General features: G+C 74.0%; 17 protein-coding genes. 9 read left to right on the top strand and 8 right to left on the bottom strand.

From position 1 onward, the window contains the following. Positions 1-11 precede the first annotated feature (11 nt). The 6 genes from ACTVAJ_RS18485 to ACTVAJ_RS18460 all read right to left on the bottom strand — a co-directional run bounded on the left by ACTVAJ_RS18485 (position 12) and on the right by ACTVAJ_RS18460 (position 5,756). The gene (locus ACTVAJ_RS18485) at positions 12-1,259 is read right to left on the bottom strand and encodes a Dyp-type peroxidase (protein ID WP_470389436.1); all 1,248 of its coding nucleotides are present in this window, start codon (positions 1,257-1,259) and stop codon (positions 12-14) included. Beyond that, a complete protein-coding gene (locus ACTVAJ_RS18480; RefSeq protein ID WP_470389435.1) occupies positions 1,259-1,915 on the bottom strand; it encodes a copper chaperone PCu(A)C in 657 nt (218 codons plus the stop codon). The genes ACTVAJ_RS18485 and ACTVAJ_RS18480 overlap by 1 nt, the downstream gene beginning before the upstream one ends. Positions 1,916-2,064: 149 nt before the next feature. Continuing rightward, positions 2,065-2,532, bottom strand: a complete 468-nt coding sequence (locus ACTVAJ_RS18475) for an Hsp20/alpha crystallin family protein (RefSeq protein WP_470389434.1) — start codon at positions 2,530-2,532, stop codon at positions 2,065-2,067. Between the two features lie 44 nt (positions 2,533-2,576). Continuing rightward, on the bottom strand, positions 2,577-4,175 hold the full coding sequence (locus ACTVAJ_RS18470; RefSeq protein ID WP_470389611.1) for a BCCT family transporter: 1,599 nt from the start codon (positions 4,173-4,175) through the stop codon (positions 2,577-2,579). A 223-nt stretch (positions 4,176-4,398) separates the two neighbouring features. Then, a complete protein-coding gene (locus ACTVAJ_RS18465; RefSeq protein ID WP_470389433.1) occupies positions 4,399-5,190 on the bottom strand; it encodes an aminotransferase class IV family protein in 792 nt (263 codons plus the stop codon). Between the two features lie 65 nt (positions 5,191-5,255). After that, positions 5,256-5,756 (bottom strand): MarR family winged helix-turn-helix transcriptional regulator, encoded by a 501-nt coding sequence (locus tag ACTVAJ_RS18460; RefSeq protein ID WP_470389432.1) that lies wholly within the window; start codon positions 5,754-5,756, stop codon positions 5,256-5,258. Positions 5,757-5,903: 147 nt separating this feature from the next. Here ACTVAJ_RS18460 and ACTVAJ_RS18455 point away from each other — a divergent pair, with 147 nt between their 5' ends. After that, positions 5,904-7,004 carry a polyprenyl synthetase family protein gene (locus ACTVAJ_RS18455; protein WP_470389610.1) on the top strand — a complete coding sequence of 367 codons (1,101 nt, stop codon included), beginning with the start codon at positions 5,904-5,906 and terminating at the stop codon, positions 7,002-7,004. A 3-nt stretch (positions 7,005-7,007) separates the two neighbouring features. Here the strand turns inward: ACTVAJ_RS18455 and ACTVAJ_RS18450 are convergent, their stop codons facing one another. Continuing rightward, positions 7,008-7,961, bottom strand: coding sequence for a MerR family transcriptional regulator (locus ACTVAJ_RS18450; protein WP_470389431.1), 954 nt, complete (start codon positions 7,959-7,961; stop codon positions 7,008-7,010). A gap of 94 nt (positions 7,962-8,055) precedes the next feature. Here ACTVAJ_RS18450 and ACTVAJ_RS18445 point away from each other — a divergent pair, with 94 nt between their 5' ends. The 3 genes from ACTVAJ_RS18445 to ACTVAJ_RS18435 all read left to right on the top strand — a co-directional run bounded on the left by ACTVAJ_RS18445 (position 8,056) and on the right by ACTVAJ_RS18435 (position 12,353). Next, positions 8,056-8,565, top strand: a complete 510-nt coding sequence (locus ACTVAJ_RS18445; RefSeq protein ID WP_470389430.1) for a DUF4383 domain-containing protein — start codon at positions 8,056-8,058, stop codon at positions 8,563-8,565. A 5-nt stretch (positions 8,566-8,570) separates the two neighbouring features. Then, complete coding sequence (locus ACTVAJ_RS18440; RefSeq protein WP_470389429.1) at positions 8,571-10,022, top strand: SDR family oxidoreductase; 1,452 nt, start codon at positions 8,571-8,573, stop codon at positions 10,020-10,022. A gap of 114 nt (positions 10,023-10,136) precedes the next feature. Beyond that, positions 10,137-12,353 (top strand): MMPL family transporter, encoded by a 2,217-nt coding sequence (locus ACTVAJ_RS18435; RefSeq protein WP_470389428.1) that lies wholly within the window; start codon positions 10,137-10,139, stop codon positions 12,351-12,353. A gap of 54 nt (positions 12,354-12,407) precedes the next feature. Here the strand turns inward: ACTVAJ_RS18435 and ACTVAJ_RS18430 are convergent, their stop codons facing one another. Beyond that, positions 12,408-13,124, bottom strand: a complete 717-nt coding sequence (locus ACTVAJ_RS18430) for a GntR family transcriptional regulator (protein WP_470389427.1) — start codon at positions 13,122-13,124, stop codon at positions 12,408-12,410. A gap of 162 nt (positions 13,125-13,286) precedes the next feature. Here ACTVAJ_RS18430 and ACTVAJ_RS18425 point away from each other — a divergent pair, with 162 nt between their 5' ends. The 5 genes from ACTVAJ_RS18425 to ACTVAJ_RS18405 all read left to right on the top strand — a co-directional run bounded on the left by ACTVAJ_RS18425 (position 13,287) and on the right by ACTVAJ_RS18405 (position 17,816). Then, positions 13,287-14,534: an NRAMP family divalent metal transporter gene (locus tag ACTVAJ_RS18425; protein WP_470389426.1), complete on the top strand. Its 1,248-nt coding sequence runs from the start codon at positions 13,287-13,289 to the stop codon at positions 14,532-14,534. Positions 14,535-14,577: 43 nt separating this feature from the next. After that, complete coding sequence (locus tag ACTVAJ_RS18420; protein ID WP_470389425.1) at positions 14,578-15,336, top strand: LamB/YcsF family protein; 759 nt, start codon at positions 14,578-14,580, stop codon at positions 15,334-15,336. A 200-nt stretch (positions 15,337-15,536) separates the two neighbouring features. Continuing rightward, the gene (locus tag ACTVAJ_RS18415) at positions 15,537-16,148 is read left to right on the top strand and encodes a 5-oxoprolinase subunit B family protein (RefSeq protein ID WP_470389424.1); all 612 of its coding nucleotides are present in this window, start codon (positions 15,537-15,539) and stop codon (positions 16,146-16,148) included. Continuing rightward, complete coding sequence (locus ACTVAJ_RS18410) at positions 16,145-16,999, top strand: 5-oxoprolinase subunit C family protein (protein ID WP_470389423.1); 855 nt, start codon at positions 16,145-16,147, stop codon at positions 16,997-16,999. The genes ACTVAJ_RS18415 and ACTVAJ_RS18410 overlap by 4 nt, the downstream gene beginning before the upstream one ends. 16 nt (positions 17,000-17,015) lie before the next feature. Further along, entirely contained in the window at positions 17,016-17,816 is an 801-nt protein-coding gene (locus tag ACTVAJ_RS18405; RefSeq protein WP_470389422.1) for a putative hydro-lyase, read from the top strand. Positions 17,817-17,849: the final 33 nt, after the last annotated feature.

Raw genomic sequence — 17,849 nt, 5'->3', positions numbered from 1 at the left:
CACCCCGGGGCTCATCCCTCCAGAAGTGTCCTGCCGACGTATCCCCCCTCCTCGCATCCGGGCGGAACGGCGAACACCGCCGACCCCACGGCCGTGACCCACTCGTTGAGGAGGTCGAGTTCGTCCAGTCGGCGCTGGATGGGGACGAACTGGCGCAGCGGATCGGCCTGGTAGGAGGCGAAGAGCAGACCGGCCTCGCCGTCCGCGCCGTCGCGCAGGTCGTAGTTGTAGCCCCTGCGGAAGATCCGCTCGTCCGGGTCTCCCGTCCGTGCCCGCCGCACGTGCGCGAACGCCGGGATGACCGTCAGGCCGTCGGGGCCGGTGGCCTCCAGGTCCACCTCGTCGTGCTCGTTCTCCCCGGTCAGCGGGGCTCCGTCGGCCAGACGGCGCCCCACCACAGCCTCACGGGCGGGTCGGTCGATCTCGTCCCAGGTGTCCAGGTCGGTGGCGATCCGGCGCAGCACGATGCTGGTGCCGCCGGCCATCCAGTCCGGGCCGTTCCCGCCCCAGACGAGGTGCTCGAAGTCCTCCGTCCCCGGAGCCGGGTTGACGGTGCCGTCCACCTGGCCCATGAGGTTGCGCATCGTGGTGCCGTCCGGCTGGGCGCCGTGGGACCGCCGGAACCCGCTCTGGGACCAGCGCGTCCGCCCGAAGGGCCGGGAGTCCCTGACCATCATGCGTACGGCGTGCGAGACCGTGACGGGGTCGTCGGCGCAGACCTGGATGAGCAGGTCGCCTCCGCCCCACTCCGGACGCAGGTCGTCCTGGTCGAACTCCGGCAGCGGCCCCAGCCACTCGGGGACGGCGCCGGGGTCCACCCGCTCCACCAGGCCGCGGCCGAACCCGAAGGTGGTGGTCAGGCGGGCCGGGACCTCGGCCAGTTCGGGTTCGGTGTCGGTGAGGCAGGGGCTGCCCCGGCTGAGGCGGGCCGCGTTGTCACTGAGGATGACCATGAGCCGCCGAACGGCGTCGGCGTCCGCGTCGTCGTTCAGGTCGAGGGCGACGAACGTGGCGTGCGACTGCGGGGGTGTCTCCACACCGGCCTGGCGCCGACCGTGGAAGGCCACGGTCCGGCCGCCGTGCGGTGCTGCCGCCCCGGGCGCGGACGCCTGGTCGGGGGTCCCGGCCAGCCGGTGCGCAGCGGTGGCCCCGGCCGCGCCGATCCCCGCGGCTCCGAGCCCCGCCGCGCCGCCCAGGAGCAGGCCCCGGCGACTCACCCGGCCGCCGCGTGCGCCGTCGTCGGGCTTGGGCGCGGCCATCACTCGTCCCCGTAACCGTCGCCGGAGCCGCCACCGTCCCCGCCCGTGTCCGAGCCGTCGCCGTGGCCTTCGTGGTCGCCGTCCATGCCCTCCATACCGTCCATGTCGCCGCCGTCACCGTCCTCCATGTCGCCGTAGTTCTCGTTGGCGCCGGTGTAGGGGCGGATGGCCGCGTCGAAGGTGGTGGTCGAGCCGTCCTCGAACTCCACGGTGACTGTGAGACTGTCCCCGGCCGCCAGCTCCCGGGTCAGCTCCATGAGCATGATGTGGTTCCCGCCGGGCTCCAGGGCGTAGGTGCCGCCAGCGGGCACGACGAAGCCGCCCGCCATCTCGCTCATGCTCGCGTCGGCGCCCTCCAGGGTGCCCTCGTGGAGCTGCACCGTGTCCGCGCCGTCGGCGGCGGCGGCGACGATGGTCATCTCGCTCTCGGAGCCGTTGGTGATCTCACCGAAGACACCGGTCATGCCCTCGTCCTGGGTGACCGCCTTGATCCAGGGGTCGGTGATCCCGAAACCGTCGGCGGCCGTGGCCTCCGCGGCCTCCGCGGCGGTCTCCTCGGCGGGGCTCTCCTCCTGCTCTCCGCCTCCGCCGCACGCGGTGAGGGCCAGGGCGAACAGGGCCGCCGCGGTGGCGGAACGGGTCGTGCGCTGGTGCATCGGATGACTCCGTGGTCGGGCCGCGGACGCGGCCGTTCACCCTGGCAGTCGCTCCCGGGCGGCGTCCGGTTCCCGCCGTGCGGCGGTAGGACCGGAAAGGAGAAGTCCGCGTCCGGAGGGGCCGCGCCGTGCCGTCCGGCAGGGGCCGCTCAGCGGCGGCGACGCCTGCTGATCGAGATCGTGGCGGGCACGGCGGCGTTGGCGGCGCCGTGCACGGTCACCTCCAGCAGGCCCTCCCCGTAGCTCGCCTCGATGTCCCCCGTCTCCGTGTTCTCCGGAAGGCTGATGTCGCGGCGGAACGCGCCCATGTACCGTTCCGACGAGTAGTACACGACGTCGTCCTCGTCCCGGCGGCGCTGCCCGCTGATGGTCAGGACGTTCTGGCTGAGACTGACGGCCACGTCCTCCTCGAAGACCCCCGGGAGCTCGCAGCGGATCACCAGGTCGTCGCCGCGCGCGAGGATGTCGGTCGGCGGGCTCCAGGCGTCGGCGAAGCCGCGCTCGCGTTCCCCGGCGTGGCTGATCTCGCTGGAGGACATGGTCTCGGAGATCCGGTTCATCTCGGTGATCATGTCCATCACCCCGTGGAAGGGGTTGCCGAACTTCTTGCGCGTCACGTCCGCCTCCTGCGGGTCGGGGTCTCCGGCTGGTCCACGTGGCCTCACTCGTTCCGCGGCCGCGGGGCGGAGCGCTGTTCCCGGCCGCCGCGCGCGGCGCCGGGCGGCGTTTCCTCGGCCAGTGCCTTGCCCAGACCCCACAGCATGAACAGCAGGATGACGGCGAAGGGGAAACCGACCACGACCGCGACCGCCTGGATGGCGGCCAGCGCGTCCTCGCCGCCGAGGACGAGCAGGATGAGTGTCACGGCGCCCTCGGAGACGGCCCAGAACGCGCGCTGGGCCCGCACGGGGTTGGTGTCGCCCCCGTTGGTCAGCGTGTCGACCACCAGGGACCCGGAGTCGGACGAGGTGACGAAGAAGATGGTGACCACGAGGATGAGCAGCAGCGCGATCGCGTCACTCATCGCCGGGGAGAAGGAGAACATCCCGTCCACGAGGCGGAACGCGCGGTCCTCCTCGTTGAGCTGGGAGAGCCCCGCACCCTCGAAGAGTTCGTAGTACAGCCCGGACCCGCCGAACACGCCGAACCACAGGACGGAGACGCCCACCGGGGCGAACAGCGCGCCGACCACGAACTCCCGGATGGTACGGCCGTAGGAGATCCGGGCCAGGAACACGCCGACGAACGGCGCCCAGGAGATCCACCAGCCCCAGTAGAAGATGCTCCACGTGGTGGTCCAGCGGGCGGCCTGCGGGTCGGCGGACGGGCTGGGGAAGGCCAGGCTCCACTGGATCAGGTTGTCCAGGTACGCACCGGTCGCGGTGGTCATGCCGCTGATCATCCACAGCTTGGGTCCGAACAGGAAGACGATGACCAGCAGGGCGAACGCCAGCCACAGGTTGATGACGGACAGGCGGCGGATGCCCTTGTCGATCCCGGCGAGCACGCTCAGCAGCGCGACACCGGTGATGACGATGATGATGACCGACTGCACGGGCTGGCTGACGGGTACGCCGAACACGTGGCTGAGACCGCCGTTGATCTGGAGTGTGCCCAGGCCCAGGGACGTGGCCAGGCCGAAGAGCGTGCCGAACACGGCCAGGACGTCGACGACGTTGCCGGGCCAGCCGAACGCCCGGTCACCGATCAGCGGGTACAGCGCCGAGGCGGGGCGCAGCGGCAGGCCCTTGCGGAAGGTGAAGTAGCCCAGTGACATCCCGAGCGCGATGTAGATCGCCCAGGGGTGGAAGCTCCAGTGGAAGAAGCTCAGCGCGAGCGCCTCGTTGGCGGCCCGAACGGGCGGCGCCTCGCCTTCGGGCACGAGGAAGTCGGCGTTCCTCGGCCAGGTCAGGTGGTGGATGGGTTCGGACACGCCCCAGAACACCAGGCCGATCCCCATGCCGGTGGTGAAGAGCATCGCGAACCACGCCAGGGTGCTGAACTCCGGTCGCGAGTCGTCGGGCCCGAGCCGGATCCGACCGAACCGGCTGAGCATCAGGTAGACGGCCAGGGCGAGGAAGAACGTGGTCGCCAGGACGTAGATCCAGCCGAGCCGGGACCCGATCCAGTCACGCGTGCTCACCGCCGCGTCGAGGAGGGGGCCGGTGGCGACGATACCGACGGTGACGAAGGCCAGGATCACGGCACCGGAGGCGAAGAAGACCGGGGGGTTCGTGTGCTTCCGGAGGTAGTTGCCCAGGGTTGCGATGGTGGCTCCTTCCCAGCCCCGGAGGGTTGGCTGCCCTGCTGGCGGGGACGGATGTGTCCGGTGTCAGTGTGTTGTCCGTGCAGGCCACGGCCGGTGTAATCCGGATGTTAGGGCTCGGTGGGGGACGCGGCCCGGTCGGAACGATCCGGGAGATTCGCGCACTATTCGTGACGAAGCGGACCGGAGTCGGGGCGCGGGAGGTGAGGGGGCCGGGTCAGAGCGGCTGGCCGGGGAGGGCGGAGTAGGCCTCGCGGAGCCGGTCGACGAGGACCGAACGCGGCAGGTGGACCCCGTCGATCGCGGTGACCGGGCGCAGGCCGGTCGTGGCGTTGGTGACGAACGCGCCCGTCATGCGGGCGCAGGACGCCGCCGGGACGGGCCGGGTGGAGACCGGGATCCCCAGGGCGACGGCGGCCCGCTCGACCAGTTGCGCGGTCACTCCGGGCAGGCACGGTGCCTGGGGCCAGACCAGCCCGCTCCCGTCCAGGAAGCCGATGTTCCAGGTGGGCCCCTCCGCGACGCGGCCGTCCGCCCCGGTGAACAGGGCGTCGTCGTGGCCGTCGAGCTGGGCGGCGCGGCGCTGGCGGATCGAACCGAACAGGCCGGTGCTCTTGACCTGGGGCGTGTCCCGGACGAACGGCCGGGTGCCCAGGCGCAGCGGACGCGGCGGGCCGTCCGGGGCGGGCGCGGGGCGGGTGGTGACCAGGATCTGGGGGAGCGAGCGTGCGGCGGGGTGGCCCAGGTCCAGCTCCGGGTCGAAGACGGTCACGCGCACGACGGAGGGCGAGGGGCGGGACCGGGCGCCGCGGCGGGCCAGTTCGCGTACGCGGGGCAGGTCCAGTTCGGTGTCGAACAGGGACCGGCAGTCGCGCGCGAGGCGTTCGGTGTGCAGGTCCAGGCCGCGGACGCGCAGGTCCGTGACGAGCATGGTCGTGAAGTGTCCGTATCCGTACAGGGCGAGGCTGGCGAGTTCCCCGGTGCTGACGGGGCGTCCGTTCAGTTCCATGTCGTCACCATCATGGCATTGCGGGACCTGTGTCACCCGGGTTTCCGACAGGAGCGGCCGGTGCCTCAGGCCGGGGGACGCGGGTTGCGGATCACCCCGTCCAGCGTCACGCCGACGCGGTCCAGCCAGTCGGCGATGACGGCCAGATCGCCGTCGGAGTAGTGGTCGTGCAGCTCCGTCATGGCCGCGCGCATGCCGGGGGAGGAGGCGGAGGCCATCCGTTCGGCACCCTCGGTGAGCCGTACCGCGATCTTGCGCCGGTCCTCGGGGTGCCGGGTCCGCTCCACCAGGCCCCGCTCCTCCAACCGGTCCAGGACCCCGGTGACCGATCCGGTGGACAGGCACAGGCTGTCGGCGATCTCCCCCGGTGTGAGGGTGCCGGACACGCGCAGCAGCGTGTAGCACTGGAAGTCCGTCGGGTTCATACCGCTGAAGGCCGCCATCCGGTGCAGGAGGCGCACCAGGCCGACCGCGAGCCGCTGCCCGCCGTCCTGGAGGGCGTCGTAGAGTTCGGTCCGCGACCTGGCATCGGGTCCGCCGGGGGGCGAGGCCGGCGCCGTTTCCATGGAACTCCTGGCGGGTCGGTGACCGGCTGGTCCGGTCCTACCCAGGAGTCTAGGGCGTGCCGCCTTCCGCTGGCGGGCCCCGTCGGGCGGAGGCGGTAGCCTGTGTCGTTTCTTCCCGAGGAGGCCGCCATCACCCGATCCGCCGCCGTGGCAGAGCTCGTCGACCCCGTCAGGTCCGCTGTCGGCGAGGCCCTGCGCGACCACCTGGGAGACCGTGTCCGGGAGGCGGGGGAGGCCGACGGGGAGTTCGCGCGCGACCTGGCCGCCTCCGTCGAACGCTTCGCCCTGGGCGGCAAGCGGCTGCGTTCCGTGGTCGCCTGGTGGGGCTGGCTCGCGGGAGGCGGTGCCGACGACGGAGCGGAGGCCGGTTCCGCCCTCCGCGCCTGTGCCGCGCTGGAACTCGTGCAGACCTGGGCGCTGGTCCACGACGACGTCATGGACGGCTCCGCCCTGCGCAGGGGCGGGCCCTCCGTGCACGCGGCGCACGCGCGTGACCACCGCTCCCGGGGGTACGCGGGAGAGGAGCGGCGGTACGCGGAGGGTATGGCGGTCCTCGCCGGCGACCTCGCCCTGGTCTGGGCCGACGACATGCTCGACGAGGCCCTGGCCGGGCTGGCCACCCGGGAGGAGGCGCGGGCGGTCTGGCGGCGGATGCGCACCGAACTCATCGCCGGGCAGTTCCTGGACGTCCGCGCCCCGGCGCGGCGCGAGCGCTCCGAGGCGACGGCGCTGCGGATCGACCGGCTCAAGACCGCCGCCTACAGCGTGGAGCGCCCCCTGCACCTGGGCGCGGCGATGGCCGGGGCCGACCCCGCCGTGATCCGGGCCCTGCGGGGTTACGGCACCGACGTCGGCACCGCCTACCAGCTCCGCGACGACGTCGACAGCGTGTACGGGGACCCCGCGCGCACCGGCAAGGCCCCGGGTGAGGACATCCGCGAGGGCAAGTGCACCCTGCTGATGTCGGTCGGGCTGCGGCTGGCCGAGGAACGGGGCGACGCCGAGGCGGCGCGCCTCATCGCCGACCCCGGATCCGATCCCGACGACGCGACGGTGGGGCGGGTCGTCGCCGCCCTCGACCGGGTGGGCGCGCGCGGTGCGGTCGAGGAGCGCCGACGGGACCTCGCCGCCCGGGGGCTCGCGCGTCTGGACGGTCTGGACCTCGACCCCCGCGCGGCCGGGGCGCTGCGCCTCCTCGGCGCGGCCGCCTCGGCTCCCGCCGACGGCCCCGGGGCCGTCGGCGGCTGATCCTCAGCGGCCCGTCACGACCGCCTCCGAGGTCTGCTCGCGGGGTACCAGGGAACGGACGGCGTCGGCCAGCGACGTGAGGTGGCCGTCGCGCGTCCGTACGGCCTCGGGCATCCGGCGCCAGCCGGGGCCCGCGGTGAACAGGCGGGTCCTCGGGCGGTAACCGGAGACCGCGCGCGCCGTCGCCAGGACGGCCGCCTCGCCCGCGCGGTCGGCCCCGTGGCACCAGAGGACCACCGCGCTGGGCGCCAGGCGGCGTACCGCGGCCACCGTCGCCTCCAGCGGGGTGCAGGCGCCGAGCACCCGGTGGGGCACCCCGGCCTCCCGCAGGGCGGCGGCGAGGGCCTCCAGGGGGAGGCTGTGCATCTCGTGCGGGCCGCAGGCCAGGAGCACCGGTCGGCGGCCCCCGCGGGGTTGGGCGGCCGGTGCGTGCGCGGGGCCGCCCACCCGGCGCAGCGCGGACGACACGCACCACGACAGCAGGTGTTCGACCTCGACGTAGCGCAGTGTGGCCTCCCACTTGCGGCCCATCCCGTACAGCAGGGGCATCACCAGTTCCTCCCATGCGGTGACCACGCCCCTGGTCCGCAGGACGTCCTCCAGGATCGCCTCCACCAGGTCGGCGTCCATACGCGTCGCCGCGTGGGCCACGCCCTGGAGGGTCGGGGCGGCCGGGGCGGTGGGCCGGTCGGCGTCCCGCGGGGGCGGGGGCGCGTGCCGGTGCGCCACCGTGCCGGCGCCCCGTACCCGCGCCGCGGCGTCGGCGGGAGACACGCCCTCGCCGACCAGACGGCACAGCTCACGCAGTCGGTCGATGTCGTCGGGGGTGTAGCGGCGGTGCCCGCCCGGGCTGCGTCCGCGGGGCCCGACACCGTAGCGCCGGTCCCAGCTGCGCAGGGTCGAGGGCGCCACCCCGAGCAGGTGGGCGGCCGCCCCGGGGGTGAGCACGTCGGGCATGGCGCCTCCCGAAACGTTGCGAAAGCGGTGCGACTTGTGGCGTCGGACGCGTGCGACCGACTCTAGCTGGGACGACACCGAAAGGGGCGCAGCGATGGAACACGACGCGAAGCGTTCGGCCGAACGGCGCCTGGCCACCGTCCACCGGGTGGGGGCGGCGCTGACCGGACTCGTACTCATCGGCTTCGGCGTGGCGGGTCTGATGATCCGGCTTCCGCTGTTCGACACCCAGGGGGAGGTGGTCGCGGGACTGTCCACCAACGGCGCGCTCAGCTTCATCTCGGTGGCGATCGGTTCGCTCCTGGTCGGAGCGGCCGTGCTCGGCGGCGCCTTCGCCTCCACCGTGTGCACGGTGGTGGGTCTGCTGTTCGTGGCCAGCGGCCTGGTCAACCTCTACCTGATGGCGGCCGGTCCCAACATCCTCGCCTTCTCGATGCCCAACGTGGTGTTCAGCTTCGTGGTCGGTCTCATGGTGATGACCTTCGGCATGTACGGCAGGGTGAGCGGCGGACTGCCCGAGGACAATCCCTACCGGATCGCCCGGGAGCGGCGGCGTGAGCGCAGGAACCGGCGCCGTGGCGCGGTCGCCGGCGCGGCGGGCTGAGCGCCGTGCGCGTACTCGTGACCGGGGCCAGCGGCTACGTCGGGGGGCGGCTGGTCCCGCTTCTGCTCGAGGCCGGGCACGACGTGTGCTGCCTGGCGCGTACCCCGGAGAAGCTCCGTGACCATCCCTGGCGCGACCGGGTCGAGGTGGTGCGGGGTGACGTGGTCGACGGGTCCGGGCTGGCCGAAGCGCTCGCGGGAGCGGACGCCGCCTACTACCTCGTGCACGCGATGGCCGGCGGGAGCGGTTTCGCGGGGCAGGACGCCGCGGGCGCCCGCGTCTTCGCCCGCGCGGCGGAGGAGGCGGGGACCCAACGTGTGGTCTACCTCGGGGGCCTCGCCCCGCAGGCGGGGCCGCTCTCGGCGCACATGGCCTCCCGCACGGAGGTCGGCGACATCCTGCTCGCCTCCGCCGTGCCCACCGCGGTCCTGCGCGCCGCGGTGGTCATCGGCTCGGGCTCGGCCTCCTTCGAGATGCTGCGCCATCTGACCGAGCGCCTCCCCGTCATGACCACACCGCGGTGGGTCCGCAGCCGTGTGCAGCCCATCGCCGTGCGGGACGTGCTCAGACTGCTGGTGGAGGCGGCGCAGCTGCCGCCGGGAGTCAACCGCGCCTTCGACGTCGGCGGTCCGGAGGTGCTCACCTACGCGGAGATGATCCAGCGGTTCGCGGCGGTGTCCGGGATCGGGCACCGGTGGATCATCCCGGTCCCCGTCCTGTCGCCGGGCCTGTCCAGCCTCTGGGTGGGGCTCGTGACGCCGGTGCCGCCCTCGATCGCACGCCCGCTCGTGGAGTCGCTCCGGCACGATTCGGTGATGGCCGAGGACGACCTGTCCGACCTCCTCGACGACCACGAGCGGCTCCGGTTCGACGAGGCCGTGGCACTGGCTCTGCGCCGGGTGGACGAGGCGCGCGTGGACACCCGGTGGTCGTCCGCCGCCTGGCCGAGCGCGCCCTCGGACCCGCTGCCCACCGACCCGGACTGGGCGGGCGGGAGCCTGTACACCGACGAGCGCTCCCGGGTCGTGGACGCGCCGCCCGACCGGCTGTGGTCGGTGGTCGAGGGCATCGGCGGCGACCGGGGCTGGTACTCGTGGCCGCTGGCCTGGGCCGCGCGCGGATGGATCGACCTGGCCGTGGGCGGGGTCGGCCTGCGCCGCGGGCGCAGGGACCCCGCCAGGCTGCGTGTGGGCGACTCGCTCGACTTCTGGCGGGTGGAGGAGATCGTGCCGGGTGAGCTGCTGCGGCTGCGCGCGGAGATGCGCCTGCCCGGTCTGGCGTGGCTGGAGCTGGAGGTGGGGCGCGAGGGCGGGCGCACCGTGTACCGCCAGCGCGCCCTGTTCCGTCCGCGGGGGCTGTCCGGACACCTCTACTGGAAGGCGGTCACCCCCTTCCACGGTCTGATCTTCGGCTCGATGGCCCGCAACATCGCCCGTCAGGCGGCTCGGGAGCGGTAACGGGGCGTCGGCGACCGCCAGGGGTGATGCGCGGGGGCGCCGGGGTCCGTGTTACCGTCGTGCCAAAGTTAGCTCGAAAAACGAGATAATTGTTTTCGGAGCTATTTGTCGTCGATGCTGGAGGTGGATGCGGTGAGGACCGGGCGAGGGACACCGGGCACCGGGCGCCGGAGGCGGCTGCCCGGACTGGTGGCGGCCGTGATGGTCGTGGTGTGGATCCTCGGAGCGGGCCCGCTCGGCTCACTCCTCGGTGCTCTGGGCGACGTCCAGACCAACGACCAGAGCGCCTTCCTGCCGATCGGGGCGGAGTCCACACGCGCGGGGGAGCTCGCGGAGGAGTTCGACCGCGGCGAGAGCGTCCCCGCGATCGTCGTCTACTCCGGCGAGGGCGACCTGGACGGCGCCGACCTGGCCGCCCTGTCGACGGTCGCCGAGGACCTCGCCGACCGGCCGTGGGTGGACGGATCCGTCGTGGGCCCCCTCCCCGGAACGGAGGACGCCTCCGTCGCCCAGCTCATCGTGCCGATCGACGCCGGCGCGGACACCGGCGAGGCCGTCGGCGAACTCAGGGAGGCGCTCGCGGACGACCCCGTGTCCGGGCTCCAGGTCCAGGTCACCGGGCCGGCCGGGTTCGGCGCCGACCTGGCCGCGGCCTTCGGCGGCATCGACACGACCCTGCTCCTGGTCGCGCTCGTCGCCGTGCTCGTCATCCTCGTCGCCGTCTACCGGTCGCCCCTGCTGCCGATCGTGGTCATCGTGTCCGCGCTCCTGGCCCTGGCCCTGGCCGGAGCGCTCGTGTACGCCGCCGCCGACGCGGACCTGATCACCCTCAACGGCCAGAGCCAGGGCATCCTCTTCATCCTCGTCGTCGGGGCCTGCACCGACTACGCCCTGCTCCTGGTCGCCCGCTACCGCGAGGAACTGGCGGCGCGGGACACCGTGGCCGAGGCCGTCGGCGCCGCCCTGCGCGGCGTGGTCGGCCCGATCCTGGCCTCCGCGGGGACCGTGGTCCTCGGGGTGCTCTGCCTGCTCGCCGCCGACCTGGCCTCGACGCGGGGACTGGGGCCCGTCGTGGCCGTCGGGATCGGCGCCGCCGTCCTGTCCGCGCTGACCTTCCTGCCCGCCGCGCTGCTCCTGCTCGGCCGGGCGGCGTTCTGGCCGCTCGCCCCGAACCGCCGTGGGGAGCCGACCGGGCCGGACACCGACGCGATCCCGGGCAAGCACCGCGTGTGGGGCGCGGTGGCCGCGTCGGTCGGGCGCCGCCCCCGCGCCTACTGGGTGGGCACCGCGGTCCTGCTCCTGGCCGCCGCCGCCTTCGCGCCGAGCTTCGACGCCGAGGGCAGCTCCCAGGCCGAGATCTTCCGGACCGAGGTGGAGGCGGTCGACGGGCAGGAGACCCTGACCCGCGGCTTCGGCGCCGACTCCACGGCCGCTCCGGCACTGGTCGTCGCGGACGCCGACCACGCGGACGCCGTGGTCGCCGCCGCCGAGGAGGTCCCCGGGGTCACCGGTGCCGCCCCGGTCGCAGAGCCGGGCCCGCCGGGGCAGGGGGGCGCACCGATCGTCGAGGACGGGCGCGTGCTGGTCGAGGTCGTGCTCGCGGCCTCCCCCGAGTCGGCCCGCGCCGTGGACACCGTTCGGGACCTGCGCGACTCCCTGGCCGAGGTGGAGGGGGCCGACGCGCTCGTCGGCGGGGTCGCCGCGACCACCCTGGACACCCGGGAGACGGCCCAGCGCGACTTCGCGGTGGTGGTCCCGCTCGTCCTCGTGGTCGTCTTCCTCGTCCTCATCCCGCTGCTGCGCTCGCTGGTGGCCCCCCTGCTGCTGATGGCGGCGAACGTGCTGTCCTTCGCCGCCGTCCTCGGCGTCGGCACCCTGGTCTTCGACCATGTGCTGGACCTGCCCGCCGCCGACCCCGTGGTGCCGCTGTTCGCGTTCGTCTTCCTGGTGGCCCTGGGGATCGACTACAGCATCTTCCTCATGTCCCGGGCGCGGGAGGAGACACTCGTGCACGGCCACCGGTCCGGTGTCCTGCGGGCCCTGACCGTGACCGGCGGTGTCATCACCTCGGCGGGCGTGGTGCTGGCGGCGACCTTCGCGGCGCTGGCCGTGATCCCCCTGCTGTTCCTGTTCCAGCTCGCCTTCCTGGTCGCCTTCGGCGTCCTGGTGGACACGCTGCTGGTGCGGTCGCTGCTCGTGCCCGCGCTCTCGCTGGAGCTGGGGGCCCGGACCTGGTGGCCGGGCCGCGCCGGCCGCGCCGCCTCCGAGGGGCGGGGGCGCCCCCCGGAGGCGCAGACCACAGAGCACGCGGTGGGCGCCGACGCCCGCTGAGTGTGCGGTCCGCCCCGGTGGTACGGCCGGGGCGGGTGACGGGCGGCGCCGGGATCAGGCGTCGCCCGTCTCGCGTTCCATCGCGGTGAACGCGGTGACGAGCTGCTCCTCGGAGGTGTCGAGGTAGCGGGACAGCTCGGCCGCGGCGCTGTCGGGGTCGCGCTCGGCGATCCTGGACTGGATCCGCCGGTTCCAGTCCAGGTAGGGCGCGTGGAACTGCTCGGGCGCGTTCATGACGTGGAAGACCAGGCGGGTCTCGGCCAGGACCTGGCTCATGAACTCGTCGATCCGCTGGCTGCCCGCGAGACCGGCCAGCGCCTGGTGGAAGTGCATGTTGGCCGTGCCCATGCGCCACCAGTCGCCCTCCTCGCGGGCGGCCTCGCCCTCGGCCACGGCGGCGCCCACGGCGGCGACCGCGTCCTCGGGCGCCCCGCGGGCGCCGCGGACCGCGGGAAGTTCCAGGGAGCGGCGCGCGCTGAACAGGTCGCGGACGTCGGCGCTGGTGGGGCGGTTGACGAAGACGCCCCGGTGCATCTGGTGCACCAGCAGGCGCTCCCGTGACAGGAGGCGGAACGCCTCGCGCAGGGTGTTGCGGGAGACCCCGTACTTGCGGCTGAGCCGTTCCTCGGACAGGCGGGTCCCGGGGGAGAGCGCGCCGTCGATGACGAAGGCGCGCAGCATGTCGGCGACCCGCTCGGCCTGGCTGGTGGCGCGGGCCAGGGCCTCCGGTGGCTCGGGGAGCCGGTCGATGAGGTCGTCCGTGGCCGTCACGTGGGCTCCTTCGAGGGGCGGGATCGCGTCCCTCCATGGTACGTACCGGCGGGTTGGATTTTACTGACCGGGTCTTTACCAGCCTTGTTGGATTGAAGTATTGTTCAACAATCCCACGATGGTGTGGGTCACAGTCATCCCCCTCCACACCAGGAGACCCCCGTGAAAGACACCTCCGTACCCACCCGGCCGCGCCCCCGACCCGGGCGCGTCGCACTCAACAGCGGCCTGCTCGGCGCCCTGTTCCTCATGGCCACCAGCGCCGTCGGTCCGGGTTTCATCACCCAGACCACGACGTTCACCGCCCAGCTCGGCGCCACCTTCGCCTTCGCCATCCTGGTGTCGGTCCTGGTCGACATCGCGGTCCAGCTGAACATCTGGCGCGTCATCGGCGTCGCGAACATGCGCGCCCAGGACCTGGCCAACCGGGTGCTGCCGGGGGCGGGCTACGTGCTGGCGGCCCTCGTCGTCTTCGGCGGCCTGGTGTTCAACGTCGGCAACCTCGCCGGGACCGGGCTCGGCCTGCAGGCGATGACCGGGCTCGACCCGCGCTGGGGCACCGTCCTGTCGGCGGCCCTGGCCGTGGTCATCCTCGGGGTCAAGCGGCTCGGCGTGGCCCTGGACCGCATCCTCGTCGTGCTCGGCGTGGCGATGATCGCCCTGACCGTGTACGTCGCGTTCGTGTCCAAGCCCCCGGTCGGGGAGGCGCTGCGCCAGGCGGTGCTGCCGGAACAGCTCGGCTCCGACGTCTTCCTCGCCACCGTCACCATCATCGGCGGCACCGTCGGCGGCTACATCACCTACGCGGGCGCGCACCGACTGGTGGAGCTCGGCAAGGGCGGCCGGGAGAACGTCTCCGCCGTCACGCGCACCTCCGTCACCGGCATCATCGTCACCGGCGTCATGCGCATCGTGCTCTTCCTCGCCATCCTCGGCGTGGTCGCGGGCGGTGCCGCCGTCATGGACGCCGCCAACCCGGCCGCGGAGGCCTTCCGCCAGGCCGCGGGCGAGGTCGGGCTGCGGATGTTCGGCGTGATCTTCTGGGCCGCCGCCGTCAGCTCCGTGATCGGCGCCTCCTACACCTCGGTCTCCTTCGTCTCCACCTTCCACCCCGTGCTCACCCAGCGCCGGGGCGCGCTGGTCACCGGCTTCGTCGGCGTCTCGCTGGTCATCTTCCTCCTCGCCGGGCAGGCCCCCGCGACCCTGCTCGTCCTGGCCGGGGCGCTCAACGGCGCCATCCTGCCGGTCGGCCTCGGGATCATGCTGTGGGTGGCCACCCGCCGCTCCCGCGACCTGCTCGGCGGCTACCGTTACCCGCGCTGGCTGCTCGTCGTCGGCTGGGCCGCCTGGGCGCTCACCCTGTACATGGCCTGGAACGCGCTCGGCGGCATCGCCGCGCTCTGGCAGTAGGACGACACCGGACCCCCGACCCGACCCCGAAGGAGAACCCGCGTTGCGCATCGACCTCAACTCCGACCTCGGTGAGGGCCACGGCCGCTGGGAACTCGGCGACGACCGGGCGCTGCTGTCCATCGTGACCAGCGCCAACGTCGCCTGCGGCTTCCACGCCGGGGACCCGACCGTGCTGCGCAGCACCACCCGCGCCGCCGCCGAACGCGGTGTGGCCGTCGGTGCCCACGTCGGGTACCGCGACCTGACCGGCTTCGGGCGGCGCTTCATCGACATGCCGCCCGCCGAGCTCACCGACGAGGTCCTCTACCAGCTGGGCGCGCTGTCCGCCTTCACCCGCCTGGCCGGGGAGCGCATCCGCTACGTCAAACCGCACGGCGCCCTGTACAACGCGATCGTGCACCACACCGACCAGGCCGGAGCCGTGGTCGCCGCGGTCGCCTCCTTCGACCCCGAGCTGCCCGTCCTCGGCCTGCCCGGCTCCGAGTTCCTCCGTCTGGCGCGGGAGGCCGGGCTGCCCGTCCACCGGGAGGCGTTCGCCGACCGCGCCTACACCCCCGAGGGGACGCTGGTCTCCCGCCGCGAACCCGGCGCCGTCCTGCACGACCCGGCCGAGATCGCCGAGCGGTGCCTGCGCATCGCCCGGGGCGAGCCGGTCACCGCGATCGACGGCAGCCGGATCCGGATCGAGGCCGACTCGCTCTGCGTGCACGGCGACAGCCCGGGGGCGGTGGAGATCGCCCGCACCGTCGCCGACAAACTGCGGGCCGAGGGCGTCACCCTGGCGCCCTTCACCGTGTGAACCGTGTGCGTTCCGGTCCTCCGCTGCGCTTCGGACCGTGTTCGGGCGCCCGAAAGGCCGTGGATGCTTCCTCGTCGGCTTCGCCTGCCGCGCGTTCCCCGCTCGCGGCCAGCCCCGTCGTGCAGCACTCCGGCGGAGCCCGAACCCAACCCCCCGAAGAACCGTTCCGAGAGTCCTGACACTGGTTGGAGGAACCGAACGTGCGCGTCCTGACGTGCGCCGACACCGGGGTGCTGGTGGAGGTCGCCGACCTGTCGGAGGTGATCGCCCTGCGCGCCGCGCTCACCGCGCGCCCCGTACCCGGGGTCACCGACGTCGTGCCCGCCGCCCGCACCGTGCTGCTGCGGGTGGCGCCCGGCACGAACACCGACGCGGTCGCCGCCGCCGTCACCGCCCTGCCCCTGGACGGGGCGGAGCGGGCGGCCGACGGCGGCACGGTCACCATCCCGGTCACCTACGACGGCGAGGACCTGGCCGACGTGGCCGCGCTGACCGGCCTCACCCCGGCGGAGGTGGTCAGAGCGCACACCGCCGCCAGCTGGACGGTGGCCTTCTGCGGGTTCGCGCCCGGGTTCGGGTACATGGTCGGCGACGACCCCCGACTGCACGTGCCCCGCCGCTCCGAGGCGCGCACCCGGGTGCCCGCCGGATCCGTCGCTCTGGCGGGGGAGTTCGCGGGCGTGTACCCGCGCAGCTCCCCGGGCGGGTGGCGGTTGATCGGCCGCACCGACGTGCGGGTGTGGGACCTGGACCGCGACCCGCCGGGGCTGCTGCGGCCCGGCGTGCGCGTGCGATTCACGGAGGCGGCGTGACCGAGCTGGAGATCCTGGCCACCGGCCCGCTGACCACCGTGCAGGACGCGGGGCGGTTCGGCCACGCCGACCTCGGGGTGGGGCGCTCGGGCGCGGCCGACGCCGCCTCCTACGCCCTGGCCAACCGGCTCGTGGCCAACCCGGTCGGCGCCGCCGCCCTGGAGGCCACCATGGGCGGGCTGCGCGTGCGGGCGCGCGGCGCGGTGACCGTGGCCGTCACCGGGGCGCCCGTGCCGTTGCGGGTGGACGGGCGCGGCGCGGCGACGGACTCCGTGCTCCACCTGCCCGACGGCGCGGAGCTGTCCATGGGCGTGCCCGCGCGGGGGCTGCGCACCTACCTGGCGGTGCGCGGCGGGGTGGACGTGCCCCCGGTGCTGGGGTCGCGCAGCACCGACGTCCTGGCGGGACTCGGCCCGGGCGTGCCCGCTCCCGGGGACCTGCTGCCGGTCGGTCCGGCGCCCGCCGCGTTCCCCCGGGTCGACCACGTGGCGACCGCGCCGGTGGGCGCGCCGTCGATCGGTCTGCGGGTGGTGCTCGGCGCGCGGGACGACTGGTTCACCCGGGAGGCCGTGGCCACGCTGCTGTCCCGGGAGTACGAGGTGACCTCGCGCAGCGACCGGGTCGGCGCCCGCCTGACCGGCCCGGTGCTGGAGCGGTCGCGCACCGGTGAGCTGCCCAGCGAGGGCATGGTCGCCGGCTCCCTCCAGGTGCCGCCCAGCGGGGAGCCGGTGCTGTTCCTGGCCGACCACCCGGTGACCGGCGGCTACCCGGTCATCGCCGTCGTGCACTCCGCGCACCTGCCCCGGGCGGCCCAGGCCGCGCCCGGGACGCGGGTGCGGTTCACACTCTGATTCCCGGAGGTCGTCGATGCCCCGTCCCGTCGTTCCCGCGGACCCCTCCGCACTCTCCCCCGACCAGGCCCGCGCCCTCTTCCGCGGCGGGCTGCGGGTGCCCACGGCCGGGTACAGCGCGGGGTTCGCGCAGGCCAACCTCATCGCCCTGCCCCGGGACCTGGCCTTCGACTTCCTGTTGTTCGCCCAGCGCAACCCGAAGGCCTGTCCGGTGCTGGACGTGGCCGAGCCGGGGCAGACCTCGACCCCGGTGTTCCGCGGCGACCTGCGCACCGACCTGCCCGCCTACCGCGTGTACCGCGACGGCGCACTGGTCGAGGAGCGGGCGCAGGTCGCCGACCTGTGGCGGCCGGACCTGGTGGCGTTCCTCATCGGGTGCAGCTTCACCTTCGAGGCCCCGCTGCTGGCGGCGGGGGTCCCGGTGCGGCACATCGAGGCGGGGACCAACGTGCCGATGTACGTGACCGATCGCCGGTGCCGTCCGGCCGGCCGGTTCCGGGGTCCGCTGGTGGTGTCGATGCGGCCGGTGCCCGCCGACCGGGTCGCCGACGCGGTGCGGATCACCTCGCGGTACCCGGCGGTGCACGGCGCCCCCGTCCACGTGGGGGATCCGGGGGCGCTGGGGATCGCGGACCTGGCGCGGCCCGACCACGGGGACCCGGTGGAGGTGCGGCCGGGGGAGGTGCCGGTGTTCTGGGCGTGCGGGGTGACGCCGCAGGCCGCCGTGACGGCCTCCGCGCCGGAGTTCGCGATCGGGCACGCGCCCGGGCACATGGCGGTCACCGACGTCCGGGACGCCGACTACCAGGTGCCGTAGTCCCGGGTACCGGGCGGCCACCGGGGCGCGAAG

Source organism: Nocardiopsis sp. KDC1DS13DA1, from assembly GCF_055632325.1.
The sequence above is the reverse complement of the archived record's forward strand: the minus strand, read 5'-3'. Positions and strand labels throughout refer to the sequence as shown.